24 protein-coding genes are annotated in these 22,420 nt (G+C 69.9%); 17 read left to right on the forward strand and 7 right to left on the reverse strand.

The features are described from left to right. Positions 1-124 precede the first annotated feature (124 nt). Positions 125-1,039 carry a heme o synthase gene (locus OIE40_RS04085; protein WP_413774452.1) on the forward strand — a complete coding sequence of 305 codons (915 nt, stop codon included), beginning with the start codon at positions 125-127 and terminating at the stop codon, positions 1,037-1,039. Here the strand turns inward: OIE40_RS04085 and OIE40_RS04090 are convergent. The 4 genes from OIE40_RS04090 to OIE40_RS04105 all read right to left on the reverse strand — a co-directional run bounded on the left by OIE40_RS04090 (position 988) and on the right by OIE40_RS04105 (position 5,964). Continuing rightward, positions 988-1,905, reverse strand: coding sequence for a COX15/CtaA family protein (locus tag OIE40_RS04090; RefSeq protein WP_264700312.1), 918 nt, complete (start codon positions 1,903-1,905; stop codon positions 988-990). The genes OIE40_RS04085 and OIE40_RS04090 overlap by 52 nt on opposite strands. Beyond that, positions 1,893-2,588, reverse strand: coding sequence for an ABC transporter permease (locus OIE40_RS04095; protein ID WP_264700313.1), 696 nt, complete (start codon positions 2,586-2,588; stop codon positions 1,893-1,895). Before OIE40_RS04095 ends, OIE40_RS04090 begins: the two co-directional genes overlap by 13 nt. Next, positions 2,585-3,286 (reverse strand): ABC transporter ATP-binding protein, encoded by a 702-nt coding sequence (locus OIE40_RS04100; protein WP_413774453.1) that lies wholly within the window; start codon positions 3,284-3,286, stop codon positions 2,585-2,587. Before OIE40_RS04100 ends, OIE40_RS04095 begins: the two co-directional genes overlap by 4 nt. A gap of 77 nt (positions 3,287-3,363) precedes the next feature. Further along, the gene (locus tag OIE40_RS04105) at positions 3,364-5,964 is read right to left on the reverse strand and encodes a sodium-translocating pyrophosphatase (RefSeq protein WP_264700315.1); all 2,601 of its coding nucleotides are present in this window, start codon (positions 5,962-5,964) and stop codon (positions 3,364-3,366) included. A 332-nt stretch (positions 5,965-6,296) separates the two neighbouring features. Between OIE40_RS04105 and OIE40_RS04110 the strand changes: the two genes are divergently transcribed. From OIE40_RS04110 to OIE40_RS04150, 9 genes are all read left to right on the forward strand, one after another. Then, entirely contained in the window at positions 6,297-7,007 is a 711-nt protein-coding gene (locus tag OIE40_RS04110; RefSeq protein ID WP_264700316.1) for a helix-turn-helix transcriptional regulator, read from the forward strand. After that, positions 7,004-8,446 (forward strand): Fe-S cluster assembly protein SufB, encoded by a 1,443-nt coding sequence (gene sufB, locus OIE40_RS04115; RefSeq protein ID WP_264700319.1) that lies wholly within the window; start codon positions 7,004-7,006, stop codon positions 8,444-8,446. The genes OIE40_RS04110 and sufB overlap by 4 nt, the downstream gene beginning before the upstream one ends. Continuing rightward, the gene (sufD, locus tag OIE40_RS04120; RefSeq protein WP_264700321.1) at positions 8,446-9,594 is read left to right on the forward strand and encodes a Fe-S cluster assembly protein SufD; all 1,149 of its coding nucleotides are present in this window, start codon (positions 8,446-8,448) and stop codon (positions 9,592-9,594) included. The genes sufB and sufD overlap by 1 nt, the downstream gene beginning before the upstream one ends. Continuing rightward, positions 9,591-9,923: a Rieske (2Fe-2S) protein gene (locus OIE40_RS04125; protein WP_264700323.1), complete on the forward strand. Its 333-nt coding sequence runs from the start codon at positions 9,591-9,593 to the stop codon at positions 9,921-9,923. Before sufD ends, OIE40_RS04125 begins: the two co-directional genes overlap by 4 nt. Positions 9,924-9,929: 6 nt before the next feature. Next, positions 9,930-10,694, forward strand: a complete 765-nt coding sequence (gene sufC / locus OIE40_RS04130; protein WP_264700325.1) for a Fe-S cluster assembly ATPase SufC — start codon at positions 9,930-9,932, stop codon at positions 10,692-10,694. A gap of 33 nt (positions 10,695-10,727) precedes the next feature. Continuing rightward, entirely contained in the window at positions 10,728-11,987 is a 1,260-nt protein-coding gene (locus OIE40_RS04135) for a SufS family cysteine desulfurase (protein WP_264700327.1), read from the forward strand. Further along, a complete protein-coding gene (gene sufU, locus OIE40_RS04140) occupies positions 11,984-12,430 on the forward strand; it encodes a Fe-S cluster assembly sulfur transfer protein SufU (protein ID WP_264700329.1) in 447 nt (148 codons plus the stop codon). The genes OIE40_RS04135 and sufU overlap by 4 nt, the downstream gene beginning before the upstream one ends. Then, positions 12,430-12,810: a metal-sulfur cluster assembly factor gene (locus tag OIE40_RS04145; RefSeq protein ID WP_264700330.1), complete on the forward strand. Its 381-nt coding sequence runs from the start codon at positions 12,430-12,432 to the stop codon at positions 12,808-12,810. The genes sufU and OIE40_RS04145 overlap by 1 nt, the downstream gene beginning before the upstream one ends. Before the next feature lie 64 nt (positions 12,811-12,874). Continuing rightward, entirely contained in the window at positions 12,875-13,354 is a 480-nt protein-coding gene (locus tag OIE40_RS04150) for a MarR family winged helix-turn-helix transcriptional regulator (protein WP_264700332.1), read from the forward strand. Here the strand turns inward: OIE40_RS04150 and OIE40_RS04155 are convergent. Together OIE40_RS04155 and OIE40_RS04160 are read right to left on the reverse strand one after the other, a co-directional pair. Continuing rightward, entirely contained in the window at positions 13,317-13,490 is a 174-nt protein-coding gene (locus OIE40_RS04155) for a hypothetical protein (protein ID WP_264700333.1), read from the reverse strand. The two genes, OIE40_RS04150 and OIE40_RS04155, sit on opposite strands and share 38 nt — an antisense overlap. 70 nt (positions 13,491-13,560) lie before the next feature. Then, positions 13,561-13,794, reverse strand: a complete 234-nt coding sequence (locus OIE40_RS04160; RefSeq protein WP_264700334.1) for an ATP-binding cassette domain-containing protein — start codon at positions 13,792-13,794, stop codon at positions 13,561-13,563. A gap of 734 nt (positions 13,795-14,528) precedes the next feature. On the opposite strand from OIE40_RS04160, the gene OIE40_RS04165 reads away from it, so the two are divergent. The 7 genes from OIE40_RS04165 to OIE40_RS04195 all read left to right on the forward strand — a co-directional run bounded on the left by OIE40_RS04165 (position 14,529) and on the right by OIE40_RS04195 (position 21,059). Continuing rightward, complete coding sequence (locus tag OIE40_RS04165) at positions 14,529-14,984, forward strand: GNAT family N-acetyltransferase (protein ID WP_264700336.1); 456 nt, start codon at positions 14,529-14,531, stop codon at positions 14,982-14,984. 26 nt (positions 14,985-15,010) lie between these two features. Then, positions 15,011-15,904 carry an NmrA family NAD(P)-binding protein gene (locus tag OIE40_RS04170; RefSeq protein ID WP_264700337.1) on the forward strand — a complete coding sequence of 298 codons (894 nt, stop codon included), beginning with the start codon at positions 15,011-15,013 and terminating at the stop codon, positions 15,902-15,904. 12 nt (positions 15,905-15,916) lie between these two features. Then, positions 15,917-16,468, forward strand: coding sequence for an ester cyclase (locus OIE40_RS04175; RefSeq protein ID WP_264700339.1), 552 nt, complete (start codon positions 15,917-15,919; stop codon positions 16,466-16,468). 448 nt (positions 16,469-16,916) lie between these two features. Next, positions 16,917-17,174 (forward strand): hypothetical protein, encoded by a 258-nt coding sequence (locus OIE40_RS04180; protein WP_264700340.1) that lies wholly within the window; start codon positions 16,917-16,919, stop codon positions 17,172-17,174. Then, complete coding sequence (locus tag OIE40_RS04185) at positions 17,171-17,818, forward strand: TetR/AcrR family transcriptional regulator (RefSeq protein ID WP_105185868.1); 648 nt, start codon at positions 17,171-17,173, stop codon at positions 17,816-17,818. Before OIE40_RS04180 ends, OIE40_RS04185 begins: the two co-directional genes overlap by 4 nt. Beyond that, positions 17,806-18,759 carry a class I SAM-dependent methyltransferase gene (locus OIE40_RS04190; protein ID WP_264700343.1) on the forward strand — a complete coding sequence of 318 codons (954 nt, stop codon included), beginning with the start codon at positions 17,806-17,808 and terminating at the stop codon, positions 18,757-18,759. The genes OIE40_RS04185 and OIE40_RS04190 overlap by 13 nt, the downstream gene beginning before the upstream one ends. A gap of 698 nt (positions 18,760-19,457) precedes the next feature. Beyond that, complete coding sequence (locus OIE40_RS04195; RefSeq protein WP_264700345.1) at positions 19,458-21,059, forward strand: ABC-F family ATP-binding cassette domain-containing protein; 1,602 nt, start codon at positions 19,458-19,460, stop codon at positions 21,057-21,059. A gap of 64 nt (positions 21,060-21,123) precedes the next feature. Here the strand turns inward: OIE40_RS04195 and OIE40_RS04200 are convergent, their stop codons facing one another. Then, on the reverse strand, positions 21,124-22,326 hold the full coding sequence (locus OIE40_RS04200; RefSeq protein ID WP_264700346.1) for a M20 metallopeptidase family protein: 1,203 nt from the start codon (positions 22,324-22,326) through the stop codon (positions 21,124-21,126). Positions 22,327-22,420: the final 94 nt, after the last annotated feature.

A 22,420-nucleotide genomic window follows, 5' to 3' on the forward strand; every position in this document is an offset into this window, starting at 1 on the left:
CTCCCTTGTGGTGACGGTGGGACGGGCCGAGCTGCGGCCCTTCGCCACTCTAGTCGGGTGGCTGTGTGTCCAGCGAGGTTCGGGCTAGACTGCTCGCGATCCGGGCTGGAGGGAGACGACGCGGATGCACTCATCGGCGCCGACGGTTGACGTCGCGACATCGGGCGTTGTCCGGGCCTATATCGCGCTCACCAAGCCGCGAATCATCGAACTGTTGCTGGTGACCACCGTGCCCGCCATGTTCCTCGCGGCCGGCGGCGTACCGGAATGGCAGCTGGTGGTCTGGACGCTGGTCGGCGGCACCCTGGCGGCGGGCTCGGCAAACGTCTTCAACTCGGTGCTGGACGCCGACATCGACTCGCACATGCGGCGCACCCGGCGGCGTCCGATGGCCCGCAACAGCGTCTCCACGCCCAAGGCGTACGCATTCGGCGCCGTGCTGGGCGTGCTCGCCGCGCTGATTCTCGGCCTGGGCGCCAACTGGCTGTCGGCGTCCCTGGCGATGGTCGCGAACGCCTACTACGTCTTCGTCTACACCATGGGACTGAAGCGCCGGACGTCGCAGAACATCGTCTGGGGCGGCATCGCCGGGTGCTTCCCCCCGTTGATCGGCTGGACCGCGGTGACCGGGAGCGTCGCCTGGCCGCCGCTGGTGCTGTTCGCGATCGTGTTCTTCTGGACGCCGCCGCACACCTGGGCGCTCGCCTTCCGCTACAAGGAGGACTACAAGCAGGCCCACGTGCCGATGCTACCGGTCGTGATGGCGCCGCCCGCCGTGGCGTGGCGGATCGTCGTCTACACGGTGGTGACCGTTGCGGTCAGCCTGCTGCTGTGGCCGGTGGCTCACACCGGCTGGTTCTATCCGGCGGTGGCCCTGCTCGCCGGTGCGGTGATGATCGTCGAATCGGTCCAGCTGCTGCGCCGGGCCAGGGCCGGGCTCGTCGAGGCGGCGCTGAAGCCGATGCGGCTGTTCCACCTGTCGAACTCCTACCTGGCGGTGGTGTTCATGGCCGCCGCCATCGACCCGCTGCTGTTCTGAACCCGGCCGCGCACCCCGAACCACAGGTGCGCCACAGCGACGGTGTACAGCGTGGTGCCGACCATGTGCGCCAACACCAGCCCCAGCGGCAGGCCGGTCAGATACTGGGCGTAGCCGATGGCGCCCTGCAGTGCCGCCGCCGCCAGTACTCCCAGCACCGACCGGCGCAGCCGCGCGTCGCTACGGCCGACGATCAGCAGCAGCACGCCCAGGGCGAGGGTGACCCACATCGTCAGCGAGTGCAGCCGCGCCACGTCGGTGACGGCGAAGCCGTTGCGGGTGGCGGCCCCGTCGCCCGAATGCGGACCGGCTCCGCTGGTGACGGTGCCCAGGTACATCATCAGCATCGATCCCCAGAAGACGCCCTGGGTGAGCAGCCACGGCGTCCGGCCCAGCGAACGCGCCGGCAGCGCGAAAACCTCGTGGACGATCCGGGTGCAGATCACGATCAGGCCGACGGAGACGACCATGTGCAGCCCCACCACCCACGGGTTGAGCTGGACCAGTACCGAGATTCCGCCGATCACCGCTTGGGCGATGATGCCGAGCCCGACCGCGAAGGCGAGGGTGCGTACCAGCGGGCGGGCCTGCTGGGCCCGCACCGCGCGTCCGGCGGCCAGGAAGGTGCCCAGCGCGATCGCGATCAACACGAAGGTGAGCAGCCGGTTGCCGAACTCGACATAGGCGTGCCATGGCGCCTCGGCGTGCGGCGTGTACGAACCGGCCTCGCATTGCGGCCAGGTCGAGCAGCCCAGGCCCGAGCCGGTGAGCCGCACCAGTGCGCCGGTCCAGACGATGGCCATGTTGCCGACCAGGTTGGCCACCGCCCAGCGGGGCAGAGTGCGCGGGCTGATCAGGAAGTCCATCGGAACGCCTTTCGTGCGATGAGGGCCAGGGCGGCCGCCCAGCCGAGCAGGACCAGCAGCGCCGCCGGGACGACCCCGCCGGTGGCTGCGGCGCGCAGGACCGTCCCCAGCGCCGCGGTGGGCAGCCAGGCCGGCTGGTCGACGAGCAGGCCACCCACCGCCAGCCCGGCCAGATAGATCAGGTTGGCCAACGCGAGCGTCACCTCGGCCTTCAGGGTGCCGGCCAGCAGCAGGCCGAGGCCGGCGAACGCGACGATGCCCAGTAGCACCGCGACCAGGGCCGACAGCGCACCCAGCGGCGTCCAGACCGGACGCCAGCCCAGGGCGAGGGCCACCACCGTCAGCAGCAGGGTCTGGACCGCGACCAGCGCTGTCGCGGCGACCGCCTTGCCGGCGATCAGGTCGGCCCGTGTCAACGGCGTCGCCACCAGCCGTTCCAGGACGCCGTAGCGGCGCTCGAACCCGGTGGCGACGGCCAGCGCGGTGAACGCGGTCGACCAGGTCGCCACGGCGATCACCGAGGCGGGGAAGCGCACCAGATCGAGACCCCAGCCGCCGCCCCACAGCATTCCGCCGACCAGCAGGCCCAGCGGGATCGCGAAGGCCAGCAGCAGCTGTTCACCGTTGCGCAGCAGCATCCGCAGCTCCATGCCGGCGTGCGCCACGACCCTGCGGGCGGTCATCCGGCACCACCGGTGTGCCGGAGGAAGACGTCCTCCAGCGACGCCTCGGCGGTCAGTTCGGCGACAGTGCCCGAGACGGTGACCCTGCCCGCGTCCATGATCCAGACCCGGTCGGCGAGCCGGGCCGCCTCGGCCATGTCGTGGGTGGTGAGCAGCACCGAGACCCCGTCGGCGCGCAGGGTGTCGATCACGCCCCAGGTGCGACGCCGGGCGCGCGGGTCCATGCCGGCCGTGGGCTCGTCGAGCAGGACCAGCTCGGGGCGTCCGATCAGGGCGCCGGCCAGGTTGACCGCCTGCTGCTCGCCGCCCGACAGCCGCCGGTAGGGCCGGTTCAGCAGCGGTCCGAGTTCGAGCGCCTCGACGAGGTCGTCGATGGGCACCGGGCGGGGGTAGAGCCCGGCCAGGTAGCGCAACAGCTCACCGGGCCGGACCGCCGACCAGGCGCCCACCGACTGCGGCATCAGCCCGACCCGATCGTCCGTGCCGCCAGGAGCTCCGTCGAGCACCCGGATGGTCCCGGCGTCCGGGGTGAGCAGGCCGGTGATGCACCTGATGGTGGTGGTCTTGCCGGCGCCGTTGGGCCCGAGCAGGGCGGTGATCTCACCGGCTGCGGCCGACCAGGTCAGCCCATCGAGCACCCGTCGTCCGCCGAGAGTGACAGTGACCCCGGCCAGTTCGAGGGCGGGAACAGGGGTCACCCGGTCAGCATAGGACGGCGTGACCGGGCCCCGGGTGACGTAGCCTGCTTTGATCCACAGGCGGTCGCGGGGAGCGCCTACCCGCCGTTGTGGCCCACCGGCACGCTCCCGCTGCCGTTGCGGATGGCGGCCGCCACGGGCTCGCCGGTCGCCGGGTGGACGTCGGTCTGCGTCTCCGGCCCGGGCGCGGGCTCGGGATCGGCGAAGTCGGCGGCGGTCAGCATCTCGCGCTCGATCAGCATCGAGTAGAAGGAACGCCACACCATCACGCACAGGGCGATGAAGAAGACCGCGGCCAGCACCCAGGTGATCACGTGCTTGCCCTGCGCGTTCAGGCTGACCGCCAGTTCGACGGCGAGCAGACCGAACAGGGTGGTGAACTTTATCACCGGGTTGAGCGCCACCGAACTGGTGTCCTTGTACGGGTCGCCCACGGTGTCGCCGATCACCGACGCGTCGTGCAGGTCGGTGCCCTTGGCGGCCAGGTCGGTCTCGACGATCTTCTTGGCGTTGTCCCAGGCGCCGCCCGCGTTGGCCATGAAGATCGCCTGGTACAACCCGAACAGGGCGATCGAAACCAGGTAGCCGATGAAGAAATACGGCTCGATGAAGGCGAACGCCAGGGCGGCGAAGAAGATGCCGAGGAAGATGTTCAGCATGCCCTTCTGGGCGTACTGGGTGCAGATCTCGACGACCTTGCGGGAATCCTCAACGGAGGCCTTGGTCGCCCCGTCGAGCTTGATCGAGTTCTTGATGAACTCCACGGCCCGGAACGAACCCGTGGTGACGGCCTGGATCGAGGCGCCGGTGAACCAGTAGATGATCGCGCCGCCGGTGATCAGGCCGAGCAGGAACGGCGCATGCAGCAGCGACAGCTTGTCCAGGTTCTCGGTCATGCCCGAGGTGAGCCCCATGATGATCGAGAAGATCATCGTCGTGGCGCCCACCACGGCGGTGCCGATCAGCACCGGTTTGGCGGTGGCCTTGAAGGTGTTGCCTGCGCCGTCGTTGTCCTCCAGCAGCGCCTTGGCCCGCCCGTAGCGCGGGCTGAAACCGTACTCGACGCGGATCTCGGCGCCGGCGTCCGGCTGCTCCTCGATGGTGCTGAGCTCGTACACGCTCTGCGCGTTGTCGGTGACCGGGCCGTAGGAGTCCACCGCGATGGTGACCGGGCCCATGCCGAGGAAGCCGAAGGCGACCAGCCCGAAGGCGAAGACGGCCGGGGCGACCATCACCGCATCGACGCCGAGGTTGCTGATCCCGAACGCCGCCGCCATGAGGGCGATGATCGCGATGCCCAGCCAGAACGCCGAGAAGTTGCCGGCGACCAGGCCGGACAGGATGTTCAGCGAAGCGCCGCCCTGATGGGAGCTCTTCACGACCTCCTTGGTGTGCACCGAGTTGGTCGAGGTGAACACCTTCACCAGTTCGGGGATCAGGGCGCCGGCCAGGGTGCCGCAGGAGATGATCGTGGACAGCTTCCACCACAGGGTGCCGTCGCCGAGGTCGGCGATCAGCAGGTACGAGGTCATGAAGGTGGCCAGGATGCTGACCACCGAGGTGATCCAGACCAGGTTGCTGAGCGGCTGTTCGAAGTCCATCTGGCGCTGGTTGCGGTACTTGGCCGCGGTGATCACGCTGTTCACCTCGTAGGACGCCGCCGAGGCCAGCACCATGATCGCGCGGACGAAGAAGATCCAGCACAGCAGCTGCACCTGGACCAGCGGCTCCGGCACGGCCAGCAGGATGAAGGTGACCAGCGCCACGCCGGTGACCCCGTAGGTCTCGAAGCCGTCGGCCGACGGGCCGACCGAATCGCCGGCGTTGTCGCCGGCGCAGTCGGCGATGACCCCGGGGTTGCGGGCGTCGTCCTCCTTGATCTTGAAGACGATCTTCATCAGGTCCGAGCCGATGTCGGCGATCTTGGTGAAGATGCCGCCTGCGATCCGCAGCGCGGAGGCGCCCAGCGACTCGCCGATCGCGAAGCCGATGAAGCACGAACCGGCGATCTCGGCCGGCAGGAAGAGCATGATCGCCAGCATCATGAACAGCTCGATGCTGATCAGCACCATGCCGATGCTCATCCCGGACTTCAGCGGGATCTGGTGCAGTGGCAGCGGACGCCCGCGCAGCGCGGCGAAGGCGGTGCGGCTGTTGGCGTAGGTGTTGAGCCGGATGCCGAACCAGGCGATGCCGTACGAGCCGGCCATGCCGAGAATGCTGAACGCGAGCACGATCATCACCCGGTCCCAGCCCAGGCCGGCCAGGAACTTGAAGTAGACGAGGATGACCGCGCCGATGAAGGCCCACAGCAGCAGCAGGAACTTGCCCTGCTGGATGAGGTAGGCCTTGCAGGTCTCGTAGATGAGTTCGGAGACCTCACGCATCGAGGAGTGCACCGGCAGCCGCTTCACCTGGACGAACCGGACGATGCCGAAGGCCAGCCCGGCCAGGGCGATCAGCAGACCGAGGCCGAGCAGCTGCTTGCCGTCGAGGAGGCCCAGGAACGTGGCCTGGGACAGGTCGGGCAGCGCCAGGTTCGCCTCACCGCCGCCGGCGTGCGGCGGGGGAGCGGTGGTGCTGCCGGAGCAGCCGGCCAGTCCCAGCGCGGTGAGTACGGCCAGGACGGCGAGGGCGGGGCGGAGCCGCCCTGGGGCGGTGGGGGATGCTGTGGTCACGTCGTTGTTCCTCACACGGAATGGTTTTCACCTGGCGGCGAATAAGCCGCTACGAACCGAAACTACTACGACGTGTCGTAGGCGAGGAGCCGTCCGTTCAAAGGGGTCAACTGGCGACCGGTCGCGTCTCGGATGCCGACCCTGGCGCCCCCGGGGCCCCGTTGTCGGCCCGCGGTGGTGTCTGACGGGCCGTGACCGACCGGCGGCCGGGGGCGAGCGCAGGCGGTCGCTGTATCACAGTGCGGGACGACGGGCCACAAGATTCGCCGTGCGCCAGGTGAGGCGACCCTAAGAAGTTTGGAGGCCTCCGCCGATTCGGCAAGAATGGTCTTGTGAAAAAGGAAACGGCCAACATGCCCGGCGTGCAGTCGCCGGTGGCCGAGTCCGACGCGTCCACCCGGGACCGGGTCGTCAGGTCGATCCTGCAGCACGGGCCCTCGACGGCGTCCGAACTGGCGCAGCGACTGCAGCTCACCCCAGCGGCCGTCCGGCGGCACCTGTCGGTGCTGATCGAGGTCGGTCACCTCACCTCCCGCCAGCAGCGGGTCTACGGTCAGCGCGGCCGCGGCCGCCCGGCGATGGTCTTCGCGCTGACCGACGCCGGCCGGGAACAGTTCCCGCACGGCTACGACGCACTGGCCATCGACGCGCTCGGCTTCGTCCGCGACGCGCTGGGCCAGCAGGGGGTGGACGAGTTCGCCGGACACTTCGTCGACGGCGTCCAGCGGCGCTTCGCCGAGCTGCGCGGGGAATACGACAATCCCACCGACGCGTTGGTCCAGGCATTGAACGATGCAGGCTTCGTGGCCTCGGTCCATCCCGTGGCCACGGGTAAGCAGTTGTGTCAGCACCACTGTCCGGTCGCCCAGGTGGCGGCCGAGTTCCCCGAGTTGTGCGAGGCCGAGACCAGGGTCTTCGCGGAACTCCTGGACAGCCACGTCCAGCGGCTGGCCACCATCGCCCACGGCGACGGGGTGTGCACCACCCACGTGCCGCGGCCGGTCCGGCCCTCCGACCATCCGAACAGAAAGGCCGCCTCATGACGACCACCGCACCGCAGGCCCCCGGACTGGGCGCCACGCAGGAAGAGCACCTCGAGGCCCTCGGCAAGTACCAGTGGGGTTGGCACGACGCCGACACCGCCGGCGCCGCCGCCCAGCGCGGACTGACCGAGGACGTCGTCCGCAACATCTCGGGGATGAAGAGCGAACCCGAATGGATGCTGAACACCCGCTTGAAGGGCCTGAAGCTGTTCGAGCGCAAGCCGATGCCGAGCTGGGGAGCCGACCTCGACGAGATCGACTTCGACAACATCAAATACTTCGTCCGCTCGACCGAGAAGCAGGCGCAGTCCTGGGAGGACCTACCCGAGGACATCAAGAACACCTACGACCGGCTGGGCATCCCCGAGGCCGAGAAGGCCCGCCTGGTGGCCGGTGTCGCGGCCCAGTACGAGTCCGAGGTCGTGTACCACAAGATCAACGAGGAGCTCGAGCGCCAGGGTGTCATCTTTCTCGACACCGACACCGGTTTGAAGGAGTACCCGGAACTGTTCCAGGAGTACTTCGGCACGGTGATCCCGGTGGGCGACAACAAGTTCGCCTCGCTGAACACCGCGGTGTGGTCGGGCGGCTCGTTCATCTACGTGCCGAAGGGCGTCCACGTGACGATTCCGCTGCAGGCCTATTTCCGGATCAACACCGAGAACATGGGCCAGTTCGAGCGGACGCTGATCATCGCCGACGAGGACTCCTACGTGCACTACGTCGAGGGCTGCACGGCGCCGATCTATTCGTCCGACTCGCTGCATAGCGCGGTGGTCGAGATCATCGTCAAGAAGAACGCCCGGGTGCGCTACACCACCATTCAGAACTGGTCGAACAACGTGTACAACCTGGTCACCAAGCGCGCCACCTGCGAGGAGGGCGCGACGATGGAGTGGATCGACGGCAACATCGGGTCCAAGGTGACAATGAAGTACCCGGCGGTCTATCTGATGGGCGAGCACTCCCGCGGCGAGACGCTGTCCATCGCCTTCGCCGGCGAGGGGCAGCACCAGGACGCCGGCAGCAAGATGGTGCACTGCGCGCCGCACACGTCGAGCTCGATCATCTCCAAGTCGGTGGCCCGCGGGGGCGGACGCTCGTCCTACCGGGGCCTGCTGCAGGTCCAGGAGGGCGCGCACCACTCGGCGTCGTCGGTGAAGTGCGACGCGCTGCTGGTCGACACGATCAGCCGCTCCGACACCTACCCCTATGTCGACGTCCGCGAGGACGACGTGTCGCTGGCCCACGAGGCCACCGTGTCCAAGGTGAGCGACGACCAGCTGTTCTACCTGATGCAGCGCGGCATGGGCGAGGACGAGGCGATGGCGATGATCGTCCGTGGCTTCGTCGAGCCGATCGCCCGCGAGCTGCCGATGGAGTACGCGCTGGAACTCAACCGCCTGATCGAACTGCAGATGGAAGGAGCAGTCGGCTGATGGCCGCACCCGTGTTGGAGGCCGTGGAGGCACTCGAATCCCACCTCCACCCCACCCCGTCGTTCGAGGTGGACGACCACCCCTACCCGAAGGGGCAGGAGGAGATCTGGCGGTTCACCCCGCTGCGGGCGATCAAGTCGCTGCTGACCGACGAGCCCAGCGACGAGCACCTGGACTGGGACGAGACGCTGCCGCAGGGCGCGTCCAGCCGCTCGATCAGTGCCGCCGAGGCGCGGCTGATGGTCGCCGAGGCCCCGATCGACCGGGTCTCTGTGCTGGCGGCGGCGCACTCCGGCGGTGCCCAGCTGATCGAGATCGAGCCGGGCGCCGAACTGGACGGTCCGCTGACGATCACCCTGACCGGCAGCGGTCAGCGGGTCTGGGGCCACCTGGTGTTCAAGGTGGGCGCCCAGGCCACCGGCACCATCCTGCTGCGCCACGAGGGCAGCGCCAGCTACGCCACCAAGGTGGACGTGTTGGTCGGCGACGGCGCGAAGGTCAACTTCGTGTCCATCCAGGACTGGGACGACGATGCGCTGCACGGCGGCCACCACAGCGTGCTGGTCGGCCGGGACGCGCAGGTGCGCACCGTCACGGTCAGCCTGGGCGGCAAGGTCGTCCGGCTCGCCGAGACGGCACGGTTCGCCGCCCCCGGCGGCTCGCTGGAGCAGTTCGGCCTCTACTTCGTGGACGCCGGGCAGCACATCGAGCACCGGCTGTTCGTCGACCACAACGCCCCGCACACCCACAGCAACGTCGACTACCGCGGCGCGCTGCAGGGTGAGGGAGCCCGCTCGGTGTGGATCGGCGACGTGCTGATCCGCAAGGTCGCCGAGGGCATCTCGACGTATGAGTCGAACAAGAACCTGGTGCTCACCGACGGCTGCCGGGCCGACTCGGTGCCGAACCTCGAGATCGAGACCGGCGAGATCGAGGGTGCCGGGCACTCCTCGACCACCGGCCGGTTCGACGACGAGCAGCTGTTCTACCTTCGCTCCCGCGGCATCAGCGAGGCCGAGGCCCGGCGACTGGTGGTGCGTGGCTTCTTCGCCGACATCGTCCGCCGCATCGGCGTCCCCGAGGTCGAGGAGCACATGATGGCCGCCGTCGAGCGCGAACTGGCCGTCACCATGGGGTCCTACGCATGAGTTTCCGGCACGCCGCCACCCTGGACGAGGTCCCGGTCGGCACCGCGATCCCGGTCGACCTCGGCGGTGACGCCGAGGTGGCCGTGGTGAACACCGACGAGGGCGTGTTCGCGATCCGTGACGTGTGCAGCCACGCCGAGGTGCCGCTCAGCGACGGTGACATCGACGGCTGCACCCTGGAGTGCTACATGCACGGCTCCCGGTTCGACCTGCGCACCGGCTTCCCGCTGGAGCTCCCGGCCACCGAACCGGTCCCCGTCTACCCGGTGCGGCTCGACGGCACCGACATCTACGTCGACATCGACAACCCGATCAACCAGGAGAACTGAAACCGCATGTCCACACTGACCATCACCGACCTGCGGGTCGAGGTCGCCACCGAGTCCGGCCCGAAGGAGATCCTGAAGGGCGTCAACCTGACCGTGAAGTCCGGTGAGGTGCACGCCATCATGGGCCCCAACGGCTCCGGCAAGTCCACCCTGGCCTACGCCATCGCGGGTCACCCGAAGTACACCATCACCGGTGGCTCGGTGAAGCTGGACGACGTCGAGTTGACGCAGCTGAGCGTGGACGAGCGGGCCCGGGCCGGGTTGTTCCTGGCCATGCAGTACCCGATCGAGGTGCCCGGAGTGTCCACCGCCAACTTCCTGCGCACCGCCAAGACCGCGCTGGCCGGCGAGGCGCCGAAGGTCCGGACGTGGGTGAAGGACGTCAACGCCGCTCTCGACCGGCTCGGCCTCGACCAGAGCTTCGCCGCCCGCTCGCTCAACGAGGGCTTCTCCGGTGGCGAGAAGAAGCGCAACGAGATCGTCCAGCTCGAGCTGCTCAACCCCGGCTTCGCGATCCTCGACGAGACCGACTCGGGCCTCGACATCGACGCGCTGCGGATCGTCTCCGAGGGTGTCAACCGGTTCGCCGCCCAGGGCGACCGCGGCGTCCTGCTGATCACCCACTACACGCGGATCCTGAACTACATCAAGCCCGACTTCGTCCACGTGTTCGTGGATGGCCGGATCGCCGAGGAGGGCGGCCCCGAGCTCGCCGACAATCTCGAGATCGAGGGCTACGAGCGGTTCATCAAGGCCGCGGCGGCCAACTGAGGCCACCCGGCGTCGCCGCCGACAGGAGAGCCCGTGAGCTACGATGTCGAACTGATCAGAGCGGACTTCCCCATCCTGGAGCGTCGGGTGGGGGAGTATCCGCTGGCCTATCTGGACTCGGCCAACACCTCGCAGAAGCCGCAGGTGGTGATCGACGCGATGGTCGACCACTACGAACGGCACAACGCCAACGTCGCCCGCGCCATGCACGTGCTGGGAGCGGAGGCGTCTGCCGCCTACGAGGCCGGACGCGAGAAGGTCGCCGCCTTCATCGGCGCCGACCGTGCCGACGAGGTGGTGTTCACCAAGAACGCCTCCGAAGCGCTCAACCTGGCCGCGCACAGCCTCGGGCAGGGCCTCAAGCCCGGCGACGAGGTGGTGATCACGGTGATGGAGCACCACTCCAACATCGTGCCGTGGCAGTTGCTCTGTGCGCGCACGGGCGCCACCCTGCGGTGGTTCGACATCACCGACGACGGCCGGCTTGACCTGGCCAAGGCCGCGGCCGAGAACCTGATCAACGCCAACACCCGGATCGTCTCGGTCGGCTGGGTCTCCAACGTGCTGGGCACCGTCAACCCGATCGCCCAGATCGCCGCCCAGGCGCACGCGGTGGGTGCCGTGATGGTCGTCGACGGCGCCCAGGCCGTCCCGCAGCTGACCACGAAGGTGGCCGAGTCGGGCGCCGACCTGGTGGCGTTCACCGGGCACAAGATGGTCGGTCCGACCGGCATCGGCGGGCTCTGGGGACGCCACGACCTGCTCACCGAGCTGCCGCCCTTCCTGGGCGGCGGCGAGATGATCGAGATCGTCCGGATGACCGGCTCGACGTTCGCCCCGCCGCCCTACCGGTTCGAGGCCGGGACGCCGCCGATCGCCGAGGCGGTCGGGCTGGGCGTGGCGGCCGACTACCTGGCCGAACTGGGCATGGCGGACGTCGCCGCGCACGAGCGGGCGATCACCGCCTACGCACTGGAGACGATGCAGCAACTGGACGGCCTGGCCGTGCTGGGCACCACCGAGGTGGGTCCGGAGGGCCGCGGCGGCGCGATCTCGTTCACCCTGGCCACTCGCGACGGGCTCGACATCCACCCGCACGACGTGATGACGTTCCTCGACTCGCGCGGGGTCGCGGTGCGCGGTGGCCACCACTGCGCCCGACCGTTGCACGAGCGGCTGGGAATAACCGCGTCCACGCGGGCGTCGTTCTACCTGTACACCCTGGAGCGCGAGATCGACCAGCTGGTCGAGGCGCTGGCCTACACCAGGGATTTCTTCGGGAGGGCTGCGTGAGCGTCGAGGCGATGTACCAGGAGATCATCCTGGACCACTACCGCGAGAAGCATCACAGCGGGCTTCGCGAGCCGTACGGCGCGCAGGTGACGCATGTGAACCCCACCTGCGGCGACGAGGTGCTGCTCCGGGTGCAGCTCGACGGCGACGTGGTCGCCGACGTCTCCTACGAGGCGGTGGGCTGCTCGATCTCGCAGGCGTCCACCTCGGTGATGAGCGACCTGGTGATCGGTCGCAGCGTCGCCGACGCGCTGGCGCTGCACGAGGAGTTCACCGAGATGATGCACAGCCGGGGTGAGCTGGAGCCCGACGAGGACACCCTCGAGGACGGCATCGCCTTCATCGGCGTGGCGAAGTTCCCGGCCCGGGTCAAGTGCGCACTGCTGGGCTGGTCGGCGTTCAAGGACGCCGCCGCCCAGGCGCTGGCAACGAAGGAGTCCTGATGAGTTCCGAACCCCGTCCCTCCGACCTGGTGGAGGACACTTTTCCCGATAGCACCGCCCCGCCGTCGGCGGCACCCTCGCTCGACGACCTGACCGAGGCGATGCGCGACGTCGTCGACCCCGAGTTGATGGTGAACGTCGTCGACCTGGGCCTGGTCTACGGCATCCACCTCGACGAGGCCAACAACTGCACGATCGACATGACGCTCACCTCGCCGACCTGTCCGCTCACCGACCGGCTCGAGTTCGACACCGAGATGGCGCTGGACGGCCTGGTCAACTCGGTCACCATCAACTGGGTGTGGCTGCCGCCGTGGACGCTGGACAACATCACCGAGGACGGCCGCGAGCAGCTGCGCGCCATCGGTTACAACGTCTGAGGGCTTCCTGAGACCCCCGCGTCCCTGCCTGACGCCCCCCGTCGTTACCGCGTAGCATCCCGTTGTGGATGAGACGCGCTGGTTGAGCGAGGACGAGATGTCGCTGTGGCAGACCTTCGTGCTCGCCCAGCAGGATCTCGACCGGGTGATCTCGGCCGATCTCGCCGGCAGCGGCCTGTCCCACGCCGACTATGCGGTGCTGGTCGGGCTCAGCTCGGCCGGCAGCAGCGGCGTCCGGGTGGGGCGGCTGCGCGAGTGGATCGGCTGGGAGAGCAGCCGGCTGGCCCATCAGTTGCGCCGGATGGAGAAGCGCGGCCTGGTCGGTCGCTGCCCGGCCGCCGACGACGGCCGCGGCACCATGGTGACGATCACCCCTGAGGGCCTGAGCCGGATCGAGGCGGCCGCCCCGAGCCACGTCGAGACGGTACGGGCGCACTTCATCGACCTGATGAGCGAGGACGAGCGCACCCTGCTGCTCGGGGTCTTCCAGCGGGTCGCGGGAGCGATCAGCCCCGATCGTCCGCCACTGGCCGGACTGACCTGAGCGCCGGCGCCCGGCTGGGCACCACCGTGGGCAGGCCGTACACGGGGTCCGGGAAGACGTGCGCGGCAAGGCCGAACACCTCCGCGAGCAGCCGCTCGTCGAGCAGGATCACCGGCGTCTGCTGGGCCAGCACCATGGCCAGTCGCGCTGCCGCTGCCCGCCGGACAGTTCCTCCAGCGGCCGGTCGGCCAACTCGGTCAGCTGGGTCAGCCGCAGCGACTCGTCGACGATGCGTTCGTCGTCACGGACCACTGCCGGTACCAGGGCTGGTGCGGCTGCCGTCCGCGAGCGGCCAGGTCGGTGACGGTGAGCCCCTCCGGCGCCAGTGGCGACTGAGGCAGCACCGCGATCCGCCGGGCGACCTCTCGGGTGGACAGGTCGCCGATCGGCCTGCCGCCGACCAGCACGTCACCCCCGGTCGGCTTCAGCAGCCGCCCCATGGTGGACTTGCCGCACCGTTCGGGCCGATCACGCTGGTCACCCCGTGCGGCTCGACGGCGAGGTCGATGCCGTGCAGGACGTCCGTTCCCCGTAGCCGGCCCGGATGCCGCGCAACGCGAGCGGGGAGGGCTCGGTGGTGGTGTGATCAGACACTCGATCTCCTCAGTCGGCCGAGCATGCAGTAGAGCAGGGCGGGGGTCATCGGCATGGACAACGGCCACCTAGTCAACATCATCCACGACCTCACCGAACCCGGCATCGGCCTGAGAGTCCCGACGGTGCAGGGCGCGGCGATCGACACGGTCACCGCCTCCGGCGAGCGCGTCGTCGGCCTCTTGCGGCCATGGCCGAGTAAGAACGGGAGCTGTCATCTGAACGGACAGGCCGGCCGGATACGCCCTCCGAGGACCGTGCCAGGAACTCGGCATCGCCCGGTCGAACCCTCAACCGGCACGTCTCACCCCACCGGTGAACTCCGCCACGGGGCCACAAGATCCTCGCCCGCCACGCGGTCCGCGGCGGATCACGAACCGATCAAGCCTGTGCCGGCGGGCTAATCCACGGCGTGAGCGTCGCTGAGTAGGGCACGCGGTCGACGGGGTGGCGACGACCTTCGGCCACTGACCACGCGCGGGTTCCGCTGCACGCCTCATCCCTGGCGGCGTTCGAGGCTTGCCACCCTCACTACAGTGTGCTGTACTTAGAATACAGTCAACTGTAATCGAGGTGTGAGATGTCGCAGTGTTCGTCGGCGACCGGGGCGGTGGCCCTGGCAGAGGTACCGGAGGCAGCCGCTGACCGCGTTTTGTGCTGGGTGCTGTCCTCGGGGTTCTCCCAGGAATGGGCGCCAGGTGAGGACAACGCCGTCGCAGAGCCGGCCAATTGGGCCGGGCTGGACGGGGCGCGGACCTTTCTGCTGACCGAGGGCGCAGAGCCGGTGGGGTATGGAGAGATCTGGGTCGAGGAGGGCGATGACGAGGCTGAGCAGGCTCATCTCGTCATCGACCCGCAGCGGCAGGGGGAGGGGTTGGGCCGCGAGCTGACCGCCCGACTGACCGAGCGCGCCGCCTCGTCGGCCTCCCGAGTGGTGCTGCGGGTCGCCCAGGAGGACACCCGCGCCCGGGCGGTCTACCGCAGCTGCGGCTTCCGGCCGAGGATGGAGCGAGCCCGAGGGGAGTCGCTCACATGAGCCTCAACGCGACGAAGGTGGATCCAGTGAGCAGCGTCCTGATCACCGGAGCGACCGGCACGCTCGGTGGGCGGGTGCTCAGGTCGCTGCAGCAGCGAGGGGTCTCGGCCCGTGCCTTGGTCCGCGACGCTGCCGCCGGCCCGCTGCCCGGCGCTGCCGACACAGTGGTGGGCGACTATGCGGACCGCCGGGCACTGGTGGCCCTGATGGCCGGTGTCGACCGCGTCTTCCTGGTCGCGCCCAACGGACCGGCCCAGGTGGAGCACGAGTGCTCGGTGATCGACGCCGCGGTGTCCGCCGGAGTCTCGTTAATCGTCAAGATCTCCGCGCTCGGCGCCGACGCTGCGGCTCCGGTGGCCTTCTGGCGTGCCCACGCCGAGATCGAGGACCACCTCACCGCCAGCGGTGTGCGGGCGGTGTCACTGCGGCCGGCCTATCTCATGTCCAACCTGCTCGGCGAGGCCCCCCAGGTGCGGCAGCACGGACTCCTGCCGACCCCTGCCGTGGCGGCCGGAGTAGCCATGGTGGACCCCGACGACGTGGCCGAGGCCGCCGCCCGCCTGATCACGCTCCCCGAGTCCGCCCTCGCCCCGGGACACCGCAGGTGGCGGCTTACCGGCCCGCGTGCGGTCGCCTTCGCCGAGATCGCGGACGCGCTCAGCGACGTCACCGGACACCCCGTGGCGCATCTCGCAGCCTCACCCGACCAGGCTCGCGCCGCCCTCGCCCAGCAGGGTGTGCCGGCCCTGATCGTCGAGCAGATTCTCGAGCTCTTCGCCGCCATCGACCGGGGGGCCCACGCCCGGCCCACCACGGACGTCGCGACGCTGCTGGGCCGAGCGCCCGGAGGCGTGGAGGACTTCCTCCGTCGCCATGCCCATCTCTTCACTCGGGCCGCCGACGGCGCGGCCTCCCACTGAACGGAGTCACACATGTCGTATGCGTCACCACTTAACAGCGGACAACAGCTCGGCCAGGAAGCCCTGACCGAGATGGCGCGCAGGTCGGTCGGCCTGATGGCCACCGGCGCTCGCGCCGACTTCGACGCGGTCTATCACCCGGACTTCTGCAACCGGGAGGCCTCGGCCGAGCCGCCCGAGACCCGCGGACGCGGTCCGGCTGCCGCGTGGGCGACCGCTCGGTGGCTGCGCGGCTCCTACGCGGACCTGCGCTGGACGGTCACGCAGGTGTTCGGCCGCGACGACCTCGCGGTCGTGTACGCCAGCATGGCCGGCCAACACACCGGCGACGTGGTGTTCTACGACGCCCAGGGCCGGGTGGATCGCGTCTTCCCTGCCACCGGCCGCCCCTTCGAGGTGGATCAGGTCCACTTCTGCCGACTCCGCGACGGCCTGGTGGTCGAGCACTGGGCGGTCCGCGACGACCTCGGGCAGGCCACCCAGCTGGGCTGGATCCCACCCAGCCCGGGCTACCTGTGGCGGTGTTTCCGCGCCACCCGCCGAGCCCGACGGAACGCGAGATGACCGCACCCCGGTTGGATCCGGAGCGCTTCCCGCGAGCCTCCCGCTACCACCCGGCCTGGGCAGCCGCCGCGGTCAGCGGCAGAGCTAACCCGCTCCTGCTCACCGAGGGGCTGACCCAGGCGCTGCCGCTGCGGCCCGGCATGCGGGTGCTGGACCTGGGCGCGGCCGGGGTGCGTCCTCGGTCTTCCTGGCCCGGGAGCACGACGTGGAGGTGTGGTCGGTCGACCTGTGGTTCCCCGCCCACGAGCGCCGAGCCGAGGACGCGGGCGTGGGGGGGACGCGTGCAGGCCCTGCGCGCCGACGCCCGGAGCCTGCCCTTCGCCGCGGAGTTCTTCGACGCCGTGGTCGCCATCGACTGCTTCGGGTATCTCGGCACCGACGACCTCTACCTGCCCCTCCTGCTCCGACACGTCAAGCCCGGTGCTGGGAGCGCAGCGGTCTTCTCGAGGTGCGTACCGACGACGCCTTGCCGGACGCGTGGCGCGACTGGTTGTCCTGGCTCGAGCTGGTGGCACCGGAGAACGTGGTCGAGCGGGAGGCGGTGGCCACCGACGCCGGCGACGTGCTCACCTACACCCGGGTCGTGGCCGAGCGCACCGCCACGCCCGTGAGGAGCCCCGTCGCCACCATCGAGGTCGACTACATCGACGTGCCGCTCATGGCCGCTGACCGTGGCCCAGACCGGCCTGGGAGACTGATCCTGTGACGCAGGAGAGAAGCTACCGCACCACCGCGGCCGAGGCCAACCGGCGCAAGATGATCGACGCCGCCCGGGAGTGCTTCGTCGAGCGCGGGTACGCGGGCACAACGATCAAGGCCGTCGCACAGCGGTGCGGGCTGTCCCAGGAGAGCCTCTACAAGACCTTCGGCGGGAAGGCGCGCCTGCTCAAGGCGGTCTACGACACCACGCTGGCTGGGGACGACACGCCGGTCCCGGTGGCCATGCGGGAGCACGGCCTCGCGGTACGCGACGCCGCCTCGCCCGACCAGGCCGCCCGTGCGTGGGCCGACATGGTCATCGCCCTCGGGGACCGGCTCGGGCCCCTCCTGGCTGCCGTCACCGCCGCCGGCGCCACCGACACCGGCGCCGCCCAGCTGCTGGAGACCATGAACCAGGAGCGACTCGTCGGCGCCCGGATGGTCGCCGATCACTGGGCCGGGAACGGCTGGCTCGACCCCGCGCGCGAGCCGCATGAGCATGCCCGAACGCTCTGGCTCCTCAACTCACCGGAAGTCCGTCAGCTAGCCACCCAGCAGCAGGACTCGACCGAGGACTACCACCGGTGGCTGGTCCACATGGTCCGCACCAGCGTCCTCCGCGACCATCCCGAGACCGCATGGACACCCTGAGCGCTCTCCACGCCGAGCTTGACCCACGATCCTCGCTCACCGAGCCGCTGCCCTTGGCCCGGCACCTGCACGGCCACGTCGGCGCGACCCGTCCCACGCGCTCGCCCTGCGCCGCGGCGATCAACGCCGCACCCGCCCTGCAGGACGCGATGAGACAGCGGACAACCACCGGAGCCGGCGTCCCCGCCTTCTGTGCGGACCCGGTCGGCCACGTCGCCGCCCGGACCGAGCAGTGCCTGCACGCCCACAACCAGTTCCTCCAGATCGGCTCACGCATACGTGCCGCCTACCACGCCCACCTGACTCGAGTGCTGCGTCGCCTCGTCACCATGGCTCCCCACATCAACAGCCTCGACCCGGTCGCCCAGCTCTTCGAACAGCACGAGCACGCCGTGCGGCAGCTCGTCCTAGACGTCGCGGGACCACGTCCGATCGAGGTCGCGAACGCCGCATACACCCCCGAGCTGCAACTGCGGATCCTCGGACTCGACGTGCATGCCCTCTCCGGGAGGGTTCTCGACCTCGGCTGCGGAGTCGACGGGCGGCTGGTGCGCCACCTGCGCGACCATGGGGTTCGGGCATGGGGTATCGACCGGTACGCCGACGCCGCCTGGTGCCGGGCGGCCAGCTGGCCCGAGGCCCTCCTCCACGGCGACCGGCGATGGCGCACGGTCGTTAGCCACCATGCGTTCTCACTCCACTTCCTGCACCACCACCTCAATCCCTCGAGCGGTCGAGCACTCGGCTACGCCACCGCCTACCGAGAGCTCCTCGACCACCTCCCACCCGGCGGCACCTTGGCCTACGCCCCAGCCCTACCCTTCATCGAGCAGGCGGTCGACCGCCACCGATTCGCGGTAGCCCATCCCACCGCCGCCACCCTGCATGTCGCAGGGATGGAGATCCCCCTCGCCACCCAGATCCGCAAGCTAGTGGCCTGACCCGTGCTCCGCACGGGAGTAAGCCGCCACCGGGGCCTCCGATCTCGGCAGATCGCTGTCGTGCTGAAGGGGTTCTCCGCGTGCCCGGGGCCACTCGGTAGTCCACGCTGGCAATGCGCCGTCGGCGCACGCAACCGCGACGGCCGGGGGGGTGCGATGGCTGTGGCCCGGATCACGTCCAGCCCCGCACGGCCACGGACCACGACCCGCCGCGCGCTTGGCGTGGAAGGCGCGCGACTCTTCGACGAACTCCCGGCGAGCCACCCGAGGGCGAAGGCGCGAACCGACCGCCGCAGCGTGCCCGTCCGCGTTCACCTGGGAGGCAGCCGGGACCCGGCGCACGCACCGATCCCTTTGCCGTGACGTGGGTGCTGTGCAGAGGACTATTGACGTCGATGCAAGCGACTTGGGACTTTGACACGAGGATCACAACGGGATCTGCTCCTCCACCGATCGTGGGGGCAGCGCCTCGACGGTGAACACCAAGCTGATCGAGTCGGCATGGTTCAAGAACCCGGGGCGCGGGCTAGGTCGGGCTGGACCTGCCGACGAGGTGGGGAAGCGCCGACCCCTTAGCCGCCGCGCAGTCGCAGGTGGACGACATCAGGGCCGCGGAGAAGTGGGCCGGCGGCGGCCAAGGGCTGAGCACCGACGCGTGCGTCGGGGCACCCGTCCGAACCCCGGTAGAGTTCTCCCTCGTGCTGGTTGCGAGGGAAGTCGAGGTGCGGGCGGGCGCCCGCCTGCTGCTGTCGCCGGCGTCCTTCCAGGTTTCGCCCGGTGACAAGGTCGGACTCGTCGGCCGCAACGGTGCCGGCAAGACCACGCTGACCCGCATCCTGGCCGGGGAGGCACTGCCGGCGTCCGGTCAGATCAGCCGCTCGGGCCAGATCGGCTACCTGCCGCAGGACCCTCGCACCGGCGACCTGGGCGTGCTGGCCCGCGACCGCATCCTGTCCGCCCGGGGGCTCGACCACATACTGGCCCGGATGAACCGGTACTCGCTCGAGATGGCCGCCGAGACCGGGGACGCCCAGGACGCCGCGATGGCGTCCTACGCCCGGGCGGAAGCCGAACTGGCCTCCGCCGGGGGCTACGCCGCCGAGTCCGAGGCGGCCCGGATCGCCGCCAACCTGGGCCTGCCCGAGCGGGTGCTTGGCCAGCCGCTGCGCACCCTGTCCGGTGGCCAGCGACGGCGGGTCGAACTCGCCCGGATCCTCTTCTCGGGCGCGGACAACCTGCTGCTCGACGAGCCGACCAACCACCTGGACGCCGACTCGATCGTGTGGCTGCGGGAGTTCCTGAAGGCCTACCCGGGCGGCGTCATCCTGATCAGCCACGACGTCGGGCTGCTCGAGGCGATCGTCACCAAGGTGTTCCACCTGGACGCCAACCGGGCCGAACTCGACCAGTACGCGATGGACTGGAAGCGATACCTGCTGCAGCGCGAGACCGACGAGAAGCGCCGCAAGCGCGAACGGGTCAACGCCGAACGCAAGGCCGAGCAGCTGCTCGCCCAGGCCGACAAGATGCGCGCCAAGGCGACCAAGGCGACCGCCGCGCAGAACATGGCCAAGCGGGCCGAGAAGTTGCTGGCCTCGGTCGAGGGGGAGCGGGTCGCCGACCGCGTGGCGAGGATCCGCTTCCCGACCCCGGCGCCGTGCGGCAAGGTGCCGCTGCGGGCGTCCGAACTGTCGAAGTCGTACGGCTCGCTGGAGGTGTTCACCGACGTCGACCTGGCCATCGACAAGGGCTCACGGGTGGTGGTGCTGGGCCTCAACGGCGCGGGAAAGACCACGCTGCTGCGCATCCTGGCCGGCATCGAGGCCGCCGACACAGGCGAGGTCCAACCGGGGCACGGGCTCCGGCTCGGCTACTACGCCCAGGAGCACGAAACCCTGGACGTGTCCCGGACGGTGCTGGAGAACATGATGACCGCGGCGCCGGCCGACATGACGCCCACCGACGCCCGCAAGATCCTCGGCTCGTTCCTGTTCACCGGCGACGACGTGGACAAGCCGGCGCGGGTGCTCTCCGGAGGAGAGAAGACCAGGCTCGCGCTGGCGATGCTGGTGGTCAGCGCGGCCAACGTGCTACTGCTGGACGAGCCGACCAACAACCTCGACCCGGCGTCCCGCGCCGAGGTGCTGTCCGCGATCCACACCTTCACCGGGGCGATCGTGCTGGTCACCCACGACGAGGGTGCCGTCGAGGCGCTGGAGCCCGACCGGGTGCTGCTGCTGCCCGACGGCGACGAGGACCTGTGGACGCCGGAGTACGCGGACCTGATTTCACTGGCCTGAGCGGCCCGGGCAGACGGTGTGAGCCTCGACATTGAACTCAATGTCGAGGCTCACACTGTGTGGACTAGAGCGCGCCGGTCAGCCGGGCACCCGCCACGTAGCCGGCGGCCAAGGCCGCGGCAACCGTGCGGATGGTGTGATCGCCGGGCAGGAATCGGGCGTGGTGCAGGCCTATGTCGTGGCGGGTCTCGGCCTCCTCACCGGTGCCGACGAACATCATCACGATCGGGACCCGCTGGCCGAAGTGGCTGAAGTCGTCCGCACCGAGGGAACGGAACGACTGCTCGGCGACCGGCAGCCCGGCCGCGTGCAGCAGCGGGTCGAGGGCCACCACCAGGTCGCGGTCGTTGGACAGCACCGGGTCGCCGCGCAGCAGGCTGACTTCGGCGACGGCACCCCGGGCCGCCGCGGTGTGCTCCGCGAACCGACGGATCTCGGCATGCAGCAGGGCGCGGTCGGCCTCGTGCATGGTGCGGATGATGCCCTGCAGCTTCGCCGAGTCCGGAATGATGTTGTGGGTGGCGCCGGCCTCGATGCGGCCGATGCTGATCAACGCGGCGTGGGTCGGGTCGATCAGGCGTCCACGCAGTTCGTACAGGCCGGACGCGATCGCCGCCAGGATGGGCACCGGGTCGATCGTGACGTGCGGGTAGGCGCCGTGGCCGCCATGTCCGCGCAGCACGATGTCGAAGGCGTCCGCGGCGGCGTTGACGCCGCCGATCCCGCTGCTCACCAGGCCGGCCGGCACCCGCGGCTGCACGTGCGCGCCGATCACCGAACGGATCTCCTGCGCCTCCAGGACGCCGCTGTCCAGCACGTCGGGAGCACCTGACGGCTGGCACTCCTCACGGGGCTGGAACAGCCCCACCAGGCCGGTGGGAAGCTCGACGGTCTCGGCGGCCTTCAGCAGCGCCCACACCGCGGCCATGTGGACGTCGTGGCCGCAGGCGTGCATGGCGCCGTTGGTGGCGGCCCAGTCGACCCCGGTCTCCTCGCGGATCGGCAGGGCGTCGAGCTCGGAGCGGATCGCGACAGCGGGGCCGTCGGGACCCAGCCGGGTCCAGAAGCCGGTGCCCGCGACCGGGGTGGTGCGGCGTCCGAGCGCGGCGCTGAGCAGGTCGGCTGTCGGTTGCTCGTGCCCGCCCACGTACGGCTCGGCGTGGATGGCCCGCCGCAGCGCCTGCGCCTGGGGGAGCACCTCGTCGATCCCGGCCAGCAGCTTCTCGATCAGGGCGAAGGCGTGGGGATCGGGCCAGGCTGAGGTCACGAGGGGCGAGTCTACGGCGTCGGCGCGACGGCCGGGCGACGCGACCGGCCCGCGGAGCCGCCAGCGCCGCGACGTCTGCCGCGGGCCGGCCCGA

This window comes from Micropruina sonneratiae, from assembly GCF_025972045.1.
In the GTDB taxonomy this organism is placed as follows: domain Bacteria; phylum Actinomycetota; class Actinomycetes; order Propionibacteriales; family Propionibacteriaceae; genus Micropruina; species Micropruina sonneratiae.

Excerpts from the sequence above, each read along its gene's own strand:
- OIE40_RS04145 (WP_264700330.1), top strand. The coding sequence starts at position 12,430 with ATGAGTTCCGAACCCCGTCCCTCCGACCTGGTGGAGGACACTTTTCCC.
- OIE40_RS04090 (WP_264700312.1), bottom strand. The coding sequence starts at position 1,905 with ATGGACTTCCTGATCAGCCCGCGCACTCTGCCCCGCTGGGCGGTGGCC.
- OIE40_RS04175 (WP_264700339.1), top strand. The coding sequence starts at position 15,917 with ATGTCGTATGCGTCACCACTTAACAGCGGACAACAGCTCGGCCAGGAA.
- OIE40_RS04095 (WP_264700313.1), bottom strand. The coding sequence starts at position 2,588 with ATGACCGCCCGCAGGGTCGTGGCGCACGCCGGCATGGAGCTGCGGATG.
- OIE40_RS04085 (WP_413774452.1), top strand. The coding sequence starts at position 125 with ATGCACTCATCGGCGCCGACGGTTGACGTCGCGACATCGGGCGTTGTC.
- OIE40_RS04155 (WP_264700333.1), bottom strand. The coding sequence starts at position 13,490 with ATGGTGCTGGCCCAGCAGACGCCGGTGATCCTGCTCGACGAGCGGCTG.
- sufD (WP_264700321.1), top strand. The coding sequence starts at position 8,446 with ATGGCCGCACCCGTGTTGGAGGCCGTGGAGGCACTCGAATCCCACCTC.
- OIE40_RS04160 (WP_264700334.1), bottom strand. The coding sequence starts at position 13,794 with ATGGGGCGGCTGCTGAAGCCGACCGGGGGTGACGTGCTGGTCGGCGGC.
- OIE40_RS04165 (WP_264700336.1), top strand. The coding sequence starts at position 14,529 with ATGTCGCAGTGTTCGTCGGCGACCGGGGCGGTGGCCCTGGCAGAGGTA.
- sufC (WP_264700325.1), top strand. The coding sequence starts at position 9,930 with ATGTCCACACTGACCATCACCGACCTGCGGGTCGAGGTCGCCACCGAG.
- OIE40_RS04190 (WP_264700343.1), top strand. The coding sequence starts at position 17,806 with ATGGACACCCTGAGCGCTCTCCACGCCGAGCTTGACCCACGATCCTCG.
- OIE40_RS04125 (WP_264700323.1), top strand. The coding sequence starts at position 9,591 with ATGAGTTTCCGGCACGCCGCCACCCTGGACGAGGTCCCGGTCGGCACC.
- sufB (WP_264700319.1), top strand. The coding sequence starts at position 7,004 with ATGACGACCACCGCACCGCAGGCCCCCGGACTGGGCGCCACGCAGGAA.